The sequence below is a fragment of the Bradymonas sediminis genome (genome assembly GCF_003258315.1).
GTDB classification, from domain to species: Bacteria; Myxococcota_A; Bradymonadia; order Bradymonadales; family Bradymonadaceae; genus Bradymonas; species Bradymonas sediminis.
The window spans coordinates 744815-761098 of record NZ_CP030032.1; the positions used below are offsets into that span (position 1 = coordinate 744815).

Consider the following 16284-nt stretch of genomic DNA (forward strand, 5'->3'; position numbering starts at 1 on the left):
CACCAGTTGTTCCTCCCGATCCCCTATGTTATTCTCGCCGGGGCTTTGCCCGACATTTTTTTGCTAAAGAAGCAGTTTGGGAGCGTGTATGCTGATCGGCTTTAATAACGACGTTGAGTATCGTGGGAAGACCTTCCATATTCAGACCGAAGATCACGGTTTGGGGGGCTCGACGATCGAGACGCAGCTTTTCTACTCGGGGGCGATCCTCGACACGGTGATGAGCTCCTATGCGGATGCGATTGAGGGGCTGGGCGAGGAAGAAGCTGAGGAGCGGATTCGCGCGCAGATGAAGGCGAGCCACCGCAGCCTCTTTAAGAAGTTGCGGGCCGGCGAATATGACGAGATGGTCGGTCTGGAGCCGCTGTCGACGGCCGAGGCGCCCGATATCGAGGCGGAGGCTGAGGACTTTACGCCCAGCCAGGAGCGTGTTCCCGCCGAGGCCCAGAAGCTCGAAGAGGGCGGGGCCGAGGCGATCGAGGAGTTCGAGAAGAAGCATTCGGACCCCAAGAAGTCGCTCAATCATATGAGCCTTAATAAGCTCAAGAGCCAGCTGTCCGCGCTCAAAAACCCCGGCGATTCCGCCAATTTAAGGCCGGCGAGCACGCCCGAGGATACCCAGGAAGACGACGTCGCGCTGGCCACGCAGATCATGGACGCCAGCGGCATTGGTATTGAGTTTAGCTCGGACCTCGCCGAGATCATCGCCGAGAAAGACGGCGGCGCGCCTCAACCCGCGCGTGCGGCTGCGGCCCCGGCGCTTGTCGACTTTCCCGCCACCGGCGCGAAGGCCTGGGACGGATGCCGGCCAAGCGACGACGATTTGAGCCTGGTCGATCTGGTCGAGGACTTTTTGGCGAGCTGATGCGAGTGCCCGCCGGGCGCCCAAAATAGAATGAATGACCCTGCCTACCTCAGCGCATCAATTGCCTGACGGATTGCGAATCGAGCCTCGATGATTTCGTGTTATCACCTTATAATTCAACACCCTACGGGCGAGCGTCCGCTCTTAGAAGATATCAGCGTTGATATCGCGCGCGGGGAATTCGTGGAGATTATCGGCCCAAGCGGCGCCGGCAAGAGCCTGCTCTGCTCGGTGTTCGGGCTGCGTCGACGCGTTCAGGGTGCCAAATGCATCGTGGTCGGGCGCAATATCGACCGCCTCGCCCCCTCGAAGGTAACCCAGGTTCGCCAGAAAATTGGCACCCATAGCCAGCGCCCCGAGTTCTTAGAAGAGCGCTCCCTATTGCAAAATCTATTGCTCCCACTGGTGGCCCGCGGCAAGACCGACGGGGCGCTCCAGAAGGTGCAAACGCTCATCAGTGGCACGGCGCTCGAGGTCCTCTCCGAAGTTCCGATTCGGGGACTTTCGGCCGGCCAGCGCACGCTCGCCAGCATCTTTCGCGCGCTCGTCGGACAACCGGAGTTGGTGCTGCTCGATGGCGGTCTCCAGGGGCTGGGCGAGCTTGAGGGCGACGCGATTTCGGCGCTTCGACAGGTGTCGCGCGCCGGGTCGACCGTGGTGCTCGCTGCGCGTGAGCTATCGCCGTGTGCCGACCTGCGTACCCAGGTGATTCGCCTCGATGCGGGGCGCGTGGTTTCGGTGCAACGTAGCGCGGAGCCCGAACCCGATGTGACTTCGGTCTCGGGCATCACGGAGGTGCGCTGATGTTACGTCCCGCGAATGAGGCGCTCAAAGAGCGGCTTTTCGAATCCGCGACCGCCACCACGGTGCTCGCGTTTTCGATGATTATTCCGTGCTTGATCGCGCTGTTCGGCGTCTTTTTTGCCGACACGGCGAAGAGCTATCTGAGCGTGTACCGGCCGGTGGTTTATCTGAGCGCCGAGGCCGGCGAGGCGCAGGCGAAGCAGCTCGCTGAGGAAGTTGGCAAATGGTCGGGGGTTGGGGAGGTCGAGGTTCGCGCGCCGCAGCAAGCGTTTGAGACGCTTCAGCAGCGCGTCGGCGAGCAGGAAGTCTCACGCCTTGGCGTCACGCCGAAGATGTTGCCCTATAGTTTGGTGCTGGTGCCGACGGTGCCGCTGGTCGGGCATATTGACCTGATCGCTCAGGTCGAAGGGTTGCCCGCGCGCACCCATGTCGCCACGGTGGACGTGCCGTCGGCGAAGGCCGCGCGCACCTTGATCGCCGCGCGTTGGTTGCTGACCGCGGGCATTGTGCTGCTTTTTGTCGTGCTCATTATCGGCATCGCTCAGATGCGAATCCTCTTGATGCAATTGGCCGACGATGAGGAAAAAGAGGCTCGGCTGCTCGCCTTTTTTGGCGCGCCCGAGTCGGGCTTTCGTCGCGCGACCCTCACCCGCGGCGTGACGCTTGGGTTATGGGCCGGATTGCTCGCCCTGATTCTATTGGCGATGATGCTCTTCATCTGGCATTACGCGCGCCCTGCGATCTTTGGGCTCGAAGATGCTACCTTGGGTTGGGCGTGGCTGATTATCGTCGTGCCTATTCTATTGGGGCCCGCGGCCGGATTCTTGGCGGCTGGGCTTGTGAATCGTAAGCGACTCAAGCGAAATGATACCGATGATCTTGGACTCGAAATCTTGCTCTAAGGCGAAAGCGGGGGAGGTCGATATGGCGCTCAAAACGCGAAGGTTCTCGCGCGGTCGCGTCGCGCTTCTCTGCGGGATACTGGCGCTTCCGCTGACGCTGGCCGCGCCCAGTCTGGACGCCCAGCCTGTCGGCGCGAAGACGTCTTTTGTCGGGCGACTCGACGCCATCGAAGCGCGCATCACCCGGGGCAACCGCGAGATCGTTGAGCTCAAGAAAGCCGCGGATTTGGCGAGCAAATCGCTGAGCCGGGACGCCGCGCCATTTGATACGGCCCAGCGTGCGCGCAATAAGGTTCGGGCGCAGGTGTTGGAGCAATTGGTCGCCTGGGATAAAGCGCATCGCAGCGGCGAGCGCGCCGGGCGTTTTTTGCCGCCCGGGCAAGCCGAGGATGCGCAAATGCTGCTGGCCGCGGCGCACTCCGAGGCGCTCAGTCGCCGGGTCTCCGATATCGACGTGCTCCAGATTATCGACGTGGACGTGCGGCGCACGCGCCAGAGCGTGGCGCAGCGGGCCGGGATGAGCGTCGAGATCGCGCAGAATACGGCGACCGTTAAAGCCGCCGAGAAGACGCGTAAAAGGCTGGTCAATGAGGCGAACTCCAGCGCCAATCAGAAGCAGGTCGAGCGCGAGGTTCGCGCCAGCGACCAGGACCTCGAGAATTCGCTGGGGATGCTGCTTAAGAATTCGACCGAGCGCGACTTCCACCGGCTCAAGGGCACGCTTCGCCCGCCGGTGTCGGCCGAGGTTGCCTTTGGCTACGGTCCGCAAAAGCAAGCGAAGTCCATGAGTTATGTGCGCCACACCGGGCTGACCTGGAAGCTCGACGAGGGCACCTCGGTGAAGTCGGTCGCCGGCGGACTCGTCGTCTTCGCCGGGCGCATGGAGGGCTTCGGTGAGCTCATTATCCTGGACCACGGCCAGCAATATCATAGCGTCTACGCCCACCTGAAAACGCTGGACGTTAAGGTCGGCGACACGGTAGAACGCGGCGCCTCGATCGCAAGCACCGGGCAAACCGGCAGCTTCGACGGGCCGAAATTATATTTTGAATTGCGCAAAAATGGCCACCCCATCAATCCGACGACATGGTTTATTCAGCCCTAAATCGCGACTTCGCCAACGGCGAAGTTGTGGACGCAAAGAAGCGCATCGCAGTGGTGATTCCCGCCTATTGTGAGACCCGTTTATTGCCCGCGACCCTCGCCTCGATCCCGGCTTTTGTCGACCAGATTATCGTGGTCGATGACGGCTCGCCCGACAAAACCTTTGAGGTGGCGGGCGCGGCCGCGCAGAGCGACGCGCGCGTGAACGTCATCCGCATGGGCTATAATTACGGGGTCGGGCGCGCGATTACGCGCGGCTATGAATACGCGCTGGAGTCAGGCGCCGACGTCATCGCCGTGATGGCCGCCGATAACCAGATGGACCCCGACGACCTCGCCCGGGTCATCGCCCCGGTCCTTGCCGGCCAGGCCGACTACGCCAAGGGCAACCGGCTGGCCCACCCGGATAGCTATCAGATGCCGCAGATGCGCCGCTTCGGCACGCGCTTGCTCGGTAAATTGACCGGCGTCATCGGCGGCTATGCCGAGCTTGATGACGCTCAATGCGGCTATACGGCCATCAGCGCGCGGGCGCTAGAGCATCTGCCGCTGCACAAACTCTACCCGCGCTACGGCTACCCGAATGACCTGATCTTGCGTCTTTCGGAGGTCGGCGCGCGCATCGAGCAGCCGGTGGTTCGACCGGTATACGCGACCGAGCAATCGGGCCTGCATATCCCCAGGGTGATCCTGCCCATCGCGGGCATCCTCGCGCGCGGGGCGCTTCGACGGGCGTCGAATCGCCTGCGCGGTCGGCCGAAGATGCTCGCTGCATGAAGATCCTTGTCATCACGAGCAGCTTGCCGCGATTTCGCGGCGATATCGCGGGGCGCTTCGTCTTTGAGTGGGCGCAGCATCTTCGATATCTGGGCCACGACCTACGCGTCTTCAGCTGGGCGGATTCCTCGGTGTCGCCCGATGCAGCGCCGGAGTCGGCCGACTTCGAGGTGCTGCGCGTTCCCTACGCGCCGCCCGGATATGACACGCTTTTTTATGGTGCGGGAACCCCCGAAAATATTCGCCAGAATCCCTGGCGCGCGCTGCTCGCTGCCCCGGCCGTCGCGGCGATGAGCGTGCGCGTGCTCGTCGAAATCGCGCGTGAGCGCCCCGATATTATCGTGGGGCATTGGCTGCTTCCGGCGGGATTTCTCGCCCGATTCTTGGGGAATCTCACCGGCATCCCGAGCCTAATCGTCGGGCATTCAGGCGGGGTGCATCTGCTCGAGCAGCTATCGACGGGTCTCCTCGAAAAGATCGGGATCGGCCAGGCGCTGGCGCGCTTTTGTGCGAGTGGAGCGATGACGGTTCCGACCAAAGCGCTGGCCGATAAATTTGCGGGAGTGCTCGGTTCTGCGGGCGATTCGACGATGATTTTGCCCATGGGGTTTGAGCCGGCGAGGCGCTCGTTGCCCGGGCAGGTGACGCCTCGAGAAGACGCGCGCGATCATTGGTTATGCATGGGGCGCCTCGTCGAGATAAAGGGCGTCGACCTGGCGATTGAGGCGTTTTGCCGCGCGGATTTTGCGCGCCCGACGACGCTTCATATCGCCGGCGATGGGCCGGAGCGGGCGCGGCTTGAGGCGCTGGCCCGTGGATTGCGCGGCGAGGGCGAAAACACGCGCGTTGAGTTTCACGGGGTGGTGAGCGGGGCGGCGAAGGCGGCGCTTTTGCAGCGCTGCGGCTTCGCGCTCTTTTGCTCGAAGACCCTCGACAACGGGCGTCACGAGGGGCTCCCGATTAGCTTTTTGGAGGCGGCCAGCCACGGCGCGATCGCGCTATGCGCCGAGATTCCGGGCCTGTCGGATTATGTGGTGACGCCTGATGCCCAGACGGTTTATACCCGCGACATATCTGCCTGGACCCGCGCCATCGAGCGACTCGCCGGCTCCTCCGAGCAGGTGCACCGACAGCTAAGCGAAGCCCAGCGCGCGCGGGTCGACGCGCTCGCCTGGCCCGTGCTCATTGCTAAATGGGACGCGTTGCTCCGCACGGTCGCAGTCCAAAGGTAATTGATTTTCGTTTTCGACTTGTCAAATATACCGGGCTATGTGCACACTGGCGGCCCCGAGAGGGCTGGATTTTGTTATTTAGGGCCCTAAGATCGGGCTATCAACTATCTTTTAAGGAGCAGCATATGCGTCATCTCAAGAATCTCCTCATCGCCGTAATCCCCATGCTTCTCGTGTCGAGCCTGATGCTGATGGGCTGCGAGAAAAAGGCAGAAGAAACGGCCATCGAAAGCGGCACCTACGCGGGGACAGTTAAGAAAGTCGTGCCCGAGAAAAAAGAGATCTATGTGGACTCCGAAGGTCGCGAATTTGAACTCTATTTTACCGAGACCACGACCTTGACCCTGAACGACGAGCCCGCCAAATTCGACGCGCTCAAGACCGGACAGAAGGTTGAAGTTGAGGTCAAAAAGGTGGGTCAACGTCTCGACCCGATCTCGGTGAAGATCCAGGAATAATGGCTTGTTAAGGCCATCGAGTAAGTTGGTACCTGTTGTATTGAGTTAGCGAGCTGTCGCGTATGTCAGTGGTCCCCGATATGTTGCGGGTGGAGATGTTCCACCCGGTCGTCGTGCATTTTCCCATCGTGTTGCTTTTGTGCGGCACGATCGCGCGACTGATCGGTGAGTTCGTGGCAAGCGACGGTGTTCTGGGCTTTTTAAAGCCCGCCGGCCGCGCCGCCTTATTGGTCGGCGCGGCCCTGGCCTGGCTCGCCGTTTTTACCGGGGATTTGGCCGACGGCGAGGTCTCCAGGATGCTGTGCGACCCGCGGGTCAAGCAATCCCACGAGGACCTGGCCTATGTGGTCGGGTATATCTTCAGCGCGGCGATTCTCGTCGACCTGGGCGCGGCATATTTCAAAGCGCAGGGCCGCTTGCGCGTTGGGCTCACGGTGGCCGTGCTGCTCGCCTGTATCGGCGGCAGCGGCCTGATGGGCTACGTCGGCCACCTGGGCGGCCAGCTCGTGTATCAGCAGGCCGCCGGCGTCTATCATCCCACGCCGGAGTGCACCGAATTTACGGACACTTATTGAGGCGAGGTTTAGGAGTTCTGGGCGAGCACCCGCAGGATCTCCTCGCCGAACATCTCGCGTTGCCAATCTAGGATGGGGATAAACGCGTCGAGCCCGTCGATGGTGGCGGGCGGGTCGGCGGCGATGTCGGTGAGCGTCGAGTTCGTGGCGATGAGCATGCCCGGGACGCCGAGGCGATCGGCGGTGTGATTGCGCCAATCGATCAGCGCACGCCTGCGCGCCTCGATGACCAGGCTCGACGGCGGCTTGCGCTCGGTGGGGCGTTTTTTGGGCGGGAGTTTGGTGTGGCGCGCGTGGTCGATGGCGCGCAAAATCGTGTCGCTATAGTTGGCGATGAGCTCTTCGGAGAGCCCTTTGATCTTGCGCAAGCCCGCGATATTTTTGGGCTTTTCTTTGGCCAGGCTGCCCAGCGCGCGGTTGGGGAAGATATGCACCGGCGCGCGATTTTCCTTCTCGCAGATCTCGTGGCGCGCGGCGTAGAGCTCGCGCAGCGTGGCGCGGCCCTGCGCGTCCAGGCGACTGCCAACTTTCGCGTGCACCTTCCACCAACCCTCCGGGTCAAATTCTGAGGCCTGGTAATCGCTGGTCGAGGCGATATAGGCGCAGTGCTGCTGGAAGGGCCCCAGCCACCCGGTATTTTCGAGTTCGGGCAAAAAACGCTCGCGCAGCGCGAAGAGGTCGACGACGTCGGCGATCGCATATTCGCGCACCGGCGCCGGGATGGGCCGGGTATTCCAGTCGTAGGTCTGGAATTGGCCGGGCGGGGTCTTGCCGATGATATTTTTCTGCAGCCAGGTCAGCCCGTTGCGCTCATAGCCCAGAAATTTGGCCGCCACCTGGGTGTCAAAGATATTGGAGACGCCGATATGATAGTCGCGATTGAGCTCGCGAATATCGTTTCGCCCGGCGTGCATCAGCACCGGATTTTTGGGGTCTTCGAGCAGCTCAAAGAGCGGGGCGAGCCCCTGCGGGCCAAGGCGAAGCGGGTCCACCAGCGCTCCCTGCTCGGGCGTGCCGACCTGAATCAGGCACACCTTGGCGTGATAGGCCTGGAAGTGGTCGCTTTCGGTGTCGACCGCGATGACTTCGCCGGCAATCTGCGCGCAAAAGTCTTCAAATTCGTCGGGCTCGTCGATCCAGGATATGCGCATAATTTCGAGTCGTTTGGTGGGCGCTTAGCGGCGTAGTCGGGGGCGGAATCGGAACATAGAATCCGCTTGAGCGGCCAATTTAGGTGAAAATAAGGCGATGCGAATAATCGCATAGTTCCCAAATAGTTAGCAGTGATTGGGGAGCGAGCGCAAGATAATGGGGCGAAGTATTTGGGGGCCTATGCACCGTTTAGTTGTGAATGTGGCAAAAACGCATGTCACAATCGCCGGGCGAATGCTGCGTCACCTGCTTCACCGGAAAAAAAGAGGGAGCGCCGGTGGGCGCTCCCTCATAAATAAATAGCAAACCATAAATATTCAGGTACCTATTTCTAGCGGCTATCTATCCAACATCATTCATCAATTGAAGGCGAAATAGCGCATCTGGGCCGAATATGCCACAGAAATTTATAAGTTTAGTGGAAGATGAAAGCTGGGGTCCGGGGTGCGGTCCAAATGGTGAGCCTTGAGGGTCGAGTCGGTGGTGTCGCTGGAGGTATTCGAGGTGCCAAGGACGGCGAACATCGCGCGCATGCACATCATCAGATAGAGGAGCATGGCGGTTTGCTGGTTCGGCCCGGTCTTGGCGGGGGTGTCGCGGGTCCACTCGGTGGTGGCGGCGTTCTCCTCGGCCAATTGCATCATCTCGGCGCGCATCGCGGCCTGGATGGCGTCTTGAAGGGCCTGGATCATCTCGGGCGCGGAGTTAAAGCGCGAATCCGGGCGCTTGGAGAGCGTGCGCAGGATGACGTTTTCGAACTCCGGCGACAAGGCCGGGTTGACCTCGCGCGGGCTCGGCGGCATGCGATTGGCGTGGGCTTCGAGCAGGGCGCGCGGGTCTTCTTCGGCGAAGGGGCGCTGGCCGCAGGCGGCTTCGTAGAGCATCACGCCGAGGCTATAGATATCGCTGGTTTGCCCGACGCTGTCGGGGTCGCTGACCTCTTCGGGCGAGATATACGCGGCGGTGCCGGCGATCTTGGAGCGCTCCTGGGCGCTGATCGGCTGGTCGGAGAAGCGCGCCAGGCCGAAGTCGATGACCTTGGCGACCAGGCGGCCCTGCTGGGTCGCGATGAGGATATTTGCGGGTTTGATATCGCGGTGGACGACGCCGTGGCTGTGCGCGTGGCTCAGCCCGCGCAGGATGTCCGAGAAGAGGCAGGCCAGCTCCATCTGGCTGGCCGACTTCGCCCGGGTGCGCATCCAATCCTCCAAGGTCGGCCCGTCGATATATTCCATGACGTAGGCCAGGTGCCCGTCGATCTCCATGATCTCACGGAAATTCACGACGTTAGCGTGGCGCATACGCATCATGATGCGCGCTTCCTGGTAGAATTTGCGGCGCTTGGCGGGGTCGGCCAAGAGGTGCGGGTGGAGCACCTTGACGGCGACCTTCTCGAAGCCGTCGACGGGGCGGGCTTCGTAGACGAAGCTGGTCGCGCCCTTGCCGGCGAAGCCGTTGATGACATATTTGCCGAATTGGTCCCCGTAGCGCAGAGTCGGCTGCGGTCCCTGACTTGATTTTGTCTGGGATTTGTCGCCAAGTGGCGGTGGAGTCGCGGGGGTACGCGGCTTGCGTGGAATTCGTGATTTCATCGGGCCCTCCGTAGCGGCGGTATCAGGTCGCATCCTTGCGACGAACCAGTTGCAGCACGGCCATCGTGCCCGAAATCGCGCGACTGTCAAAAAAATATGTGCGCGATGCGCATCATTCTATTAGATGGGGCCGACGCGTCGCATGAGCGCGACGCCCCAGGGAGTTATAGATGAACATAACAATTCGATATTTTGGTGGGATTCGCGAGCGCCTCGGAAAAGACGCCGAGGAGCTGGAGTTAGAGGTCGCCAAAGATCGAGCGGGCGAAGATGCGCAGCCGACCGTCGATGATTTGTGGCGCGCGATTTTTCGGGCGCATCCGGAGCTTGAGGGCATCCGGGAGTCGACGCGGGTGGCGGTGAATCGGGAGTTCGCGCCGCCCGAGTTGGCGCTGAGCCCCGATGATGAGGTCGCCTTGATTCCGCCGGTGTCGGGCGGCGTTGACGTGCCCGACGCGCGCGAAGATGCGACCGAATGTGCGGACCCGACCGGCGCGTTTCTGATGACCGACCAGCCGCTGGATACCGAGGTGGTGCGTGCGTTCGTGTCGCGCCCGGAGGCCGGCGCGGTCGTGGTGTTCGAGGGCGTCGTGCGCGACCACACGGGCGACCGTAAGGTGAGCTATCTTGAGTATGAGACCTACCTTGAGATGGCGCTCGCTAAGTTGGTGGAGTGCGCCGACGAGGTGGTGTTGCGCTGGGGTGGGGTGGTGATTGCGATTCATCATCGCTACGGGCGCCTGGAGATCGGCGAGAAGGCGGTGGTGATCGCGGTGTCGAGTCCGCACCGCGTCGCGGCGTTTGAGGCCTGTGCGTTCACCATCGACCGCCTCAAGGAGATCGTGCCCATCTGGAAAAAAGAGGTCAGTCCTGACGGTGATGAGTGGGTCGGCATGGGGGCCTGAGTATCGGGCAGGCACAAAAAAGCCCGGGCGTTCGAGACGCCCGGGCTTTTTTGTGGAGTACGCCGTCGATCAGGAGTCGTGGAAGATCTTCAGGTCGACCGCGCGATCCGGCTCGCGCAGCTTATCGAGGGCTTTGGCCTCGATTTGGCGGATGCGCTCGCGGGTCAGGTTGAAGTCCTGGCCGACCTCTTCGAGCGTGTGGTCGGTCTTCTCGCCGATGCCAAAGCGCATGCGAAGGATCTTCTCCTCGCGCGGGGTGAGCGAGGCGAGCAGTTGCTGGGTCTCCTCGCAGAGGTTCTGGCGAAAGGCTTCTTCGGCCGGGTCGACCGCGCCTTCGTCCTCGATGAAGTCGCCGAGTTGGCTGTCGTCCTCGTCGCCCACGGGCGTCTCAAGGCTGACCGGGTGGCGAGAGATGCGCTGGGTGCGGCGCACGGCCTCGACGTCCATGTCGAGCTTCTCGGCGATCTCCTCGGGCGTCGGCACGCGCCCGAGCTCTTGCTCCAGCTCGCGCGAGGTGCGCGCGATGCGGTTGATGGTCTCGATCAGGTGGACCGGGATGCGAATCGTGCGCGCCTGGTCGGCGATGGCGCGCGTGATGGCCTGGCGAATCCACCAGGTCGCGTAGGTCGAGAATTTATGACCGCGTTGGTATTCGAATTTCTCGACCGCGCGCATCAGCCCGAGGTTGCCTTCTTGGATGAGATCCAAAAAGTGCATGCCGCGGTTGACGTAGCGTTTGGCGATGGAGACCACGAGGCGAAGGTTGGCCCGAATCATCTCGGCCTTGCCGCGATCCGCGCGCTTTTCGCCCTGGCGAATGGCGCGTGCGAGCTCGATGATCTTGTCTTCGGGCAGGTGAAATTGCTGCTCGATGCTGGCGATGATGCGCCGCGAAGAGTCGACGATCTGGCGGGTCTCTTCGAGGTGGCGCAGATCGAAGGGGAGCCCGGAGAAGTCGATCTCCTCGCCCTGCTCAAGCTTGTTGAGCAGCGCTTCGAGCTCGGATTTCGGCACGTAAGCGCTGCGAAAACGCTCATTAATGCGTTGGTGACAGCGGTGAATATTATTCATCGCCTCTTTGAAATTATTGGCGATCTCGTTGAAATAGCGCTGCGACAGCCGGGTATTATGGATCGCGTCGACCAGGTTCTCTTGAGCCTTATCGAGGGCTTTGGTCGCTCGCTTTTGGGCGGCTTCATCGCCCGAGGACTCCAGCACCTCGATGAGCTTGTCCTGGGCGGCGCAGACCTTGTCCCAGGCGGCTTCCAGGCGCACGAAGCGCTCGAAGACATCGGGCGCCACCGGCATCTCGCTGTCGGCGGCGCTGGGGGTGTATTCCTCGAAGACCTCGCGGGCGCGCGCCGAGCCGGACTTCAGGCGCTCGGGCAGGGCGAGCATCATCTCGATGGCGGCGGTCGTGTTGACCAGGATGTTGAAGACCTCGAGGCGTCCCGCCTCGATTTCTTTGGCGACCGAGACCTCGCCCTCGCGGTTGAGCAGGCCGACCTCGCCGATGCCGCTTAGATACATCTTGACCGGGTCAAAATCGCGCCAGTTCTCAACGCGCGTGCGCTGGAGGCGTGCCTGTCGGCGCCGGTGGGTGCGCTCCGCGATCAGATCGTCACGAGGGATGGACGCTCCCGCGGTGGCGGTCGCGCCGGTCGGTTTTGGCATTTGGGAGTTCTCGGTCATTTCGCCGTCCTTCATTCGATTGAAGATGCCCATCATATCTCGATTTGCGCCGATTCATCGATTACTATGACATTTTTGTCTCAGGCTATAAAAAGATTGCCTAGGATAGACCATCTTTTCGGGCTCCCTGGATGCGAGAAGGGTGCCGCAGACCGTGAGAAACGTGTGTTGGCCGGATTGGGACATCTTGGCAGGGCCAATACATAGTAACTATTAAGCAAGTTCCGTGCACAAATCTCATTGCGATGCAAAAAAAGATTATTTCTCTGGTTTATCCGCAACGCGTCGAAAGCAAAGAAGCCGCGCCCAGGGGAGGGCACGGCTTCTAAAGAGCGCTTGAGTCAGGCGAATCATTCCATCGGCTGGCGCTTAAGTTGTTGAGGACCAATCAATCCGGGCGCTGCGCGAGGCTGGCCAGATGCTGGACCTGGCGGCGTAAGCTATCGAGGATCGCCGGGTCGAGGGCGCCGGGGGTGGATTGGGCCGGGCGGGCCTGAAGGTTTGCGATGGTCTGGTTGGCCTGGGCGAGTTCGGCCTCGAGCGCTTCGATCTGCGCGTCCTGTGCTGCGAACTCGGCGAGTTGCCCCATCAGCGTGTCGATCTCGGCGGCCTGCTCATGGGTGTGCGCGACCTGGGCCTCCAGGGCGGCGTCGAGCTCGGCGGCCAACGATGCCTTCTGCTGAAGCTCGGCGATCTCGGCCTCGAGCTCTTCGATGCGCTGGGCCTGTGTTTCGTTGCGCTGCTCCCACAGATCGGTCTGGGGCTGGGGCTGCTGGGACGCCTCGGAGGCGGTGTCCAGGCTGATGAGGTTCGGCTTGCCCTCGCCCTCGAGCTCAAGCTGGCGGCGGGCGCCTGCGATGGTGAACATCTCGTCGTAGAGAAGGCCCCGAATCTGGCAGATCAGCTCGATATCTTCGCGTTTGTAGCTACGCTGGCCGCTGTCGGTTTTATCGGGTTGGAGCATCTCGAACTCGCTCTCCCAATAGCGCAAAACATAGGGCTCCAGGTCGAGCAATTTGGCGACTTCGCCAATCTTAAAAAATGTTTTTTCGGGGATGTCCAACGCTTCGATTTCCATATTCCGATTCCTTGGCGGGGCCGCGGTGTGATTGAGCAGTGATAGAGCAGGGTTAAACAGGGATTAGGCGTCGCCGTTGAGCTCATCCTTGAGCACTTGGCTAACTTTGAAACGCAATACTCGACGCTTGGGGATCATGATCTCAACGCCCGACTGGGGGTTTCGACCAATGCGCTCACCTTTTTGGCGGACTTCGAATTTGCCGAAGCCGCTGATCTTGAGTTCATCCCCGGTTTCCAGGGTTTCTTTCATCAACTCTAGAACTGTATCCACACAATCGGCGGCTTCCTTTTTGGATACCCCAACGCGGTCGTAGACGGCGTCTACAAGGCCGGCTTTTGTCATCGTCATGAAGAAACTCCTCATTAAACCAGTTAATCTTGTTTATATCATCCCAGATCTGACGAATAGCATCGCTGCGCGCATCTGTTACAACATCGCTATAGTTATCGCGTCACAATCGCAAATAATAACGAATCTGGCGAGCGATATTATCGCGAATCGCTCGCCAGATGAATGCAGGATTTTTAGCGGTTAAATCCGATGCTTTCAAGGAGCATCTTCGAGAAGGCAGCGAAAATAAAGGATTATCTTGCTAATTTCTCGCGGCTCCTCGCGCCCGATTTAGCCGCGAAGGGTCGCCTGAACCTGGGTCTCCAACCATTCGATCAGGCGCTTATCAGCGCGCTCAACGAGAGTATCGGTGAGCGTTTTATCCGCGGCGCGGTACACCACCGACAGCGCCAGTGATCGCATGCCCTCGGCGACCTGCTCGCCGGCGTATACGTCGAAGAGTTCGAAGGACTCAAAGATCGCGCCGAAGTCGGGGTCTTGGTCGGCCAGGCGCGAAATGGCGCGCTCAAGGTCGGCGTATGGGGTCTCGAGACCGTAGGTCAGCGCGAAGTCACGGGTCACCGCCGGGAAGCGCGGCGGCGCGCTGAAGCGGCGCTCGACGGGCTTAAGCGCGAAGAGTTCGTCCAGGTAGAGTTCGGCGACGAAGACTTCGGCGTCGACGTCAAGATCCGAGGCGACCATCGGGTGCAGGCGGCCCAGCGAGGCGATGATCTTGCCGTCGAGCACCCATTCGGCCTGCACGCCGGGGTGCAGGTAGGGTTGAGCGTCAGCGGGCACCTGCCACTCAAGACCTTCGGTCGCGAAGGGGCGGCAGATCGCCTCGACGATGCCCTTGAGGTCGAAGAAGTCCCAGGCGGTGTTTCCGCTCCAATGGTGCTCTTTTTGCCCCGACAGAAGCATCGCCAGCGTCGGGCGCTCGGTGTCTTTGAAATAACGGCGGCCGGTCTCGAAGATCGCGACGTTCTTGCGGCGGCGAGCGCGGTTGAGCGTCAGGTTTTTGAGCAGCCCGGGGAGCATCGTGGTCTGCATGAATGCGTCGTCGGCGACCAGCGGGTTGGCCAGGCGCGCGGTCTCGCGGCGGCGGTCGCCCGGGGCGATGCGCAGCAGGTCGAGCTCCTGGGCCGACATAAAGCCGTAGTTGACGACCTCATAGAGGCCAAACGAGAGCAATTGGGTGCGGATCGTGGCCAGGATTCGCCGGTAATTGCGCGAGATGATCGTCTCGGGATGGCGCGTGTCTTCGGGGCGAACGCGGTGGGTATAACCCATCGATGAGCGCGGCAGCGTCGAGGGGATCTCGTCGTACCCGTACATGCGTGCGACCTCTTCGACCAGGTCGATGGGGCGCTCGATGTCGGGACGGTAGGTCGGCACGGTGCACAGCCAGGTGTCCTCGCCCTGGGCCGTCATTTCGATGCCAAGGGCGCCGAGGTACCCGACGATGGTGTCTTCGCTGGGGTCGATGCCCAGGATGCGCGAAGGCATCGTTTTGGGCAGCGTGACCTGGGTATTCTTGGTGACGGCGTCGACGCAATGCTCGACGATGCCCGTGCGAACCGTGGGGTTTGAGTCGAGCGTCTCCTGGGTGCGCAGCATCAGGCGCAGCGCGCGGGCCAGGGCGGCGGGGAGGCCGGCGGGGTCGATGCCGCGCTCAAAGCGGTGGCTGGAGTCGGTGTGCAGGCTGTGGCGGCGCGCGCTTCGGCGCACCGTGGTCGGCTCGAAATAGGCGCATTCGATCAAGACGCGCGTGGTCGTCTCGTCGACTTCGGTGTCGGCGCCGCCCATCACACCGGCGATCGCCACAGGGCGCTCGGCGTCGGCGATGACGAGATCGCTGGGGTCGAGTTTGTATTCGTTATGGTCGATGCCGACGATGGTTTCGCCAGCGGTCGCGCGGCGAACGCGGATCTCTGGGCCCTGCAATTTGTCCAGGTCAAAGACATGCAGGGGTTGGTTCAGCTCCATCAAAATATAGTTGGTGATATCGACGATATTATTGATGCTGCGAAGACCGATGGCGGTCAGTCGCGAGCGCAGCCAGGCCGGGCTCGGGCCGACTTTGACGTCTTCGATGACGGCGAAGAGGTAGCGCGGGCACCCTTCGGCGTCTTCGACGATAAGAGGCGCGGCGTCGCTGGCTTGTGGCGCGGCGCTGCTCTCCCAGACCGGCGTCTCTTGCCAATCGGTGGGTGTCTTGAGCGCGCGCCCGTAGAGGGCGCTGAGCTCGCGCGCCACGCCCAGGTGGCCGAGGCAATCGGGGCGGTTGGGCGTGAGATCGACCTCGATGACCGTGTCTTTGAGGCCCATCGCCTCGAAGGCGGGCATGCCGAGTTCGTGGGTGCGCGCCAGGATGAGGATGCCGTCGGTGTCGTCTTCGAGGCCGAGCTCCGAGCCGCTGCAGAGCATGCCGTGGGAGAGCACGCCGCGGACTTTGCGCGAGACGATATCGAAGTCGACGCCGGGCGGGCTGCTGCCGGGTTGGGCGAGGGCGACGAAATCGCCTTCGGCCATATTCTTGGCCCCGCAGACCACGTTGCTGGTTTTGCCTTCGCCTAGCGTCAGGTCGCAGATGACGAGCTTGTCGGCGTCAGGGTGCTCGCTGATGCGGTCGATCCGGGCGACCACGATATCATCGCAGCCCTCGCCGAGGTGCTCGACGCCGTCGACCTCCAGGCCGGCCATCGTCAAGCGATGGGAGACGTCGTCGACGCTAAGCTCGCTAAGATCTGCCCATTGTTGCAGCCACTTCCAACTAATTTTCATGATATATACGCTATTTTATCGGTTTCTTGTT

Annotated in this window: 14 protein-coding genes and 2 pseudogenes; 9 read left to right on the top strand and 7 right to left on the bottom strand. The window is 61.6% G+C overall.

From position 1 onward, the window contains the following. The first annotated feature begins 88 nt into the window (after nt 1–88). The 8 genes from DN745_RS02790 (at nt 89) to DN745_RS02825 (ending at nt 6717) form a co-directional block, all read left to right on the top strand. The gene (locus DN745_RS02790) at nt 89–865 is read left to right on the top strand and encodes a hypothetical protein (RefSeq protein ID WP_111331966.1); all 777 of its coding nucleotides are present in this window, start codon (nt 89–91) and stop codon (nt 863–865) included. Nucleotides 866–955: 90 nt separating this feature from the next. Beyond that, nucleotides 956–1669 carry an ATP-binding cassette domain-containing protein gene (locus DN745_RS02795; RefSeq protein ID WP_111331968.1) on the top strand — a complete coding sequence of 238 codons (714 nt, stop codon included), beginning with the start codon at nt 956–958 and terminating at the stop codon, nt 1667–1669. Continuing rightward, the gene (locus DN745_RS02800; protein ID WP_111331969.1) at nt 1669–2571 is read left to right on the top strand and encodes a permease-like cell division protein FtsX; all 903 of its coding nucleotides are present in this window, start codon (nt 1669–1671) and stop codon (nt 2569–2571) included. The genes DN745_RS02795 and DN745_RS02800 overlap by 1 nt, the downstream gene beginning before the upstream one ends. Before the next feature lie 22 nt (nt 2572–2593). After that, entirely contained in the window at nt 2594–3676 is a 1083-nt protein-coding gene (locus DN745_RS02805; protein WP_162687410.1) for a murein hydrolase activator EnvC family protein, read from the top strand. Further along, nucleotides 3658–4452 (top strand): glycosyltransferase family 2 protein, encoded by a 795-nt coding sequence (locus DN745_RS02810; RefSeq protein WP_111331973.1) that lies wholly within the window; start codon nt 3658–3660, stop codon nt 4450–4452. Before DN745_RS02805 ends, DN745_RS02810 begins: the two co-directional genes overlap by 19 nt. After that, a complete protein-coding gene (locus DN745_RS02815) occupies nt 4449–5684 on the top strand; it encodes a glycosyltransferase (protein ID WP_111331975.1) in 1236 nt (411 codons plus the stop codon). Before DN745_RS02810 ends, DN745_RS02815 begins: the two co-directional genes overlap by 4 nt. Before the next feature lie 125 nt (nt 5685–5809). Next, complete coding sequence (locus DN745_RS02820; protein ID WP_111331977.1) at nt 5810–6142, top strand: S1 domain-containing protein; 333 nt, start codon at nt 5810–5812, stop codon at nt 6140–6142. A gap of 62 nt (nt 6143–6204) precedes the next feature. Then, nucleotides 6205–6717, top strand: coding sequence for a DUF2231 domain-containing protein (locus DN745_RS02825; RefSeq protein ID WP_111331979.1), 513 nt, complete (start codon nt 6205–6207; stop codon nt 6715–6717). Between the two features lie 8 nt (nt 6718–6725). Here DN745_RS02825 and DN745_RS02830 read toward each other — a convergent pair whose 3' ends face one another. Both DN745_RS02830 and DN745_RS02835 read right to left on the bottom strand, forming a co-directional pair. Continuing rightward, nucleotides 6726–7868: a ribonuclease D gene (locus tag DN745_RS02830; RefSeq protein ID WP_111331981.1), complete on the bottom strand. Its 1143-nt coding sequence runs from the start codon at nt 7866–7868 to the stop codon at nt 6726–6728. A gap of 408 nt (nt 7869–8276) precedes the next feature. Beyond that, nucleotides 8277–9461 carry a serine/threonine protein kinase gene (locus DN745_RS02835; protein WP_162687411.1) on the bottom strand — a complete coding sequence of 395 codons (1185 nt, stop codon included), beginning with the start codon at nt 9459–9461 and terminating at the stop codon, nt 8277–8279. Nucleotides 9462–9631: 170 nt separating this feature from the next. Between DN745_RS02835 and DN745_RS02840 the strand changes: the two genes are divergently transcribed. Then, nucleotides 9632–10366: a molybdenum cofactor biosynthesis protein MoaE gene (locus tag DN745_RS02840; RefSeq protein WP_111331984.1), complete on the top strand. Its 735-nt coding sequence runs from the start codon at nt 9632–9634 to the stop codon at nt 10364–10366. 69 nt (nt 10367–10435) lie between these two features. Here DN745_RS02840 and rpoD read toward each other — a convergent pair. The 5 genes and pseudogenes from rpoD to pheT all read right to left on the bottom strand — a co-directional run. Next, nucleotides 10436–11191 (bottom strand): annotated as a pseudogene (gene rpoD, locus DN745_RS20275) (RNA polymerase sigma factor RpoD); the annotation flags it as partial. Between the two features lie 666 nt (nt 11192–11857). Then, a pseudogene (locus tag DN745_RS20280) lies at nt 11858–12094 on the bottom strand (hypothetical protein); the annotation flags it as partial. 352 nt (nt 12095–12446) lie between these two features. Beyond that, nucleotides 12447–13136: a MerR family transcriptional regulator gene (locus DN745_RS02850; RefSeq protein WP_111331988.1), complete on the bottom strand. Its 690-nt coding sequence runs from the start codon at nt 13134–13136 to the stop codon at nt 12447–12449. A 63-nt stretch (nt 13137–13199) separates the two neighbouring features. Continuing rightward, a complete protein-coding gene (locus DN745_RS02855; protein ID WP_111337506.1) occupies nt 13200–13481 on the bottom strand; it encodes an integration host factor subunit alpha in 282 nt (93 codons plus the stop codon). A gap of 279 nt (nt 13482–13760) precedes the next feature. After that, nucleotides 13761–16253: a phenylalanine--tRNA ligase subunit beta gene (gene pheT, locus DN745_RS02860; protein ID WP_111331989.1), complete on the bottom strand. Its 2493-nt coding sequence runs from the start codon at nt 16251–16253 to the stop codon at nt 13761–13763. Nucleotides 16254–16284 lie beyond the last annotated feature (31 nt).

Bases quoted from the DNA above. Each gene is read 5' to 3' on its own strand.
- DN745_RS02790 (WP_111331966.1), top strand. From the start codon at position 89: ATGCTGATCGGCTTTAATAACGACGTTGAGTATCGTGGGAAGACCTTC.
- DN745_RS02795 (WP_111331968.1), top strand. From the start codon at position 956: ATGATTTCGTGTTATCACCTTATAATTCAACACCCTACGGGCGAGCGT.
- DN745_RS02800 (WP_111331969.1), top strand. From the start codon at position 1,669: ATGTTACGTCCCGCGAATGAGGCGCTCAAAGAGCGGCTTTTCGAATCC.
- DN745_RS02805 (WP_162687410.1), top strand. From the start codon at position 2,594: ATGGCGCTCAAAACGCGAAGGTTCTCGCGCGGTCGCGTCGCGCTTCTC.
- DN745_RS02810 (WP_111331973.1), top strand. From the start codon at position 3,658: ATGGTTTATTCAGCCCTAAATCGCGACTTCGCCAACGGCGAAGTTGTG.
- DN745_RS02815 (WP_111331975.1), top strand. From the start codon at position 4,449: ATGAAGATCCTTGTCATCACGAGCAGCTTGCCGCGATTTCGCGGCGAT.
- DN745_RS02820 (WP_111331977.1), top strand. From the start codon at position 5,810: ATGCGTCATCTCAAGAATCTCCTCATCGCCGTAATCCCCATGCTTCTC.
- DN745_RS02825 (WP_111331979.1), top strand. From the start codon at position 6,205: ATGTCAGTGGTCCCCGATATGTTGCGGGTGGAGATGTTCCACCCGGTC.
- DN745_RS02830 (WP_111331981.1), bottom strand. From the start codon at position 7,868: ATGCGCATATCCTGGATCGACGAGCCCGACGAATTTGAAGACTTTTGC.
- DN745_RS02835 (WP_162687411.1), bottom strand. From the start codon at position 9,461: ATGAAATCACGAATTCCACGCAAGCCGCGTACCCCCGCGACTCCACCG.
- DN745_RS02840 (WP_111331984.1), top strand. From the start codon at position 9,632: ATGAACATAACAATTCGATATTTTGGTGGGATTCGCGAGCGCCTCGGA.
- DN745_RS02850 (WP_111331988.1), bottom strand. From the start codon at position 13,136: ATGGAAATCGAAGCGTTGGACATCCCCGAAAAAACATTTTTTAAGATT.
- DN745_RS02855 (WP_111337506.1), bottom strand. From the start codon at position 13,481: ATGACAAAAGCCGGCCTTGTAGACGCCGTCTACGACCGCGTTGGGGTA.
- pheT (WP_111331989.1), bottom strand. From the start codon at position 16,253: ATGAAAATTAGTTGGAAGTGGCTGCAACAATGGGCAGATCTTAGCGAG.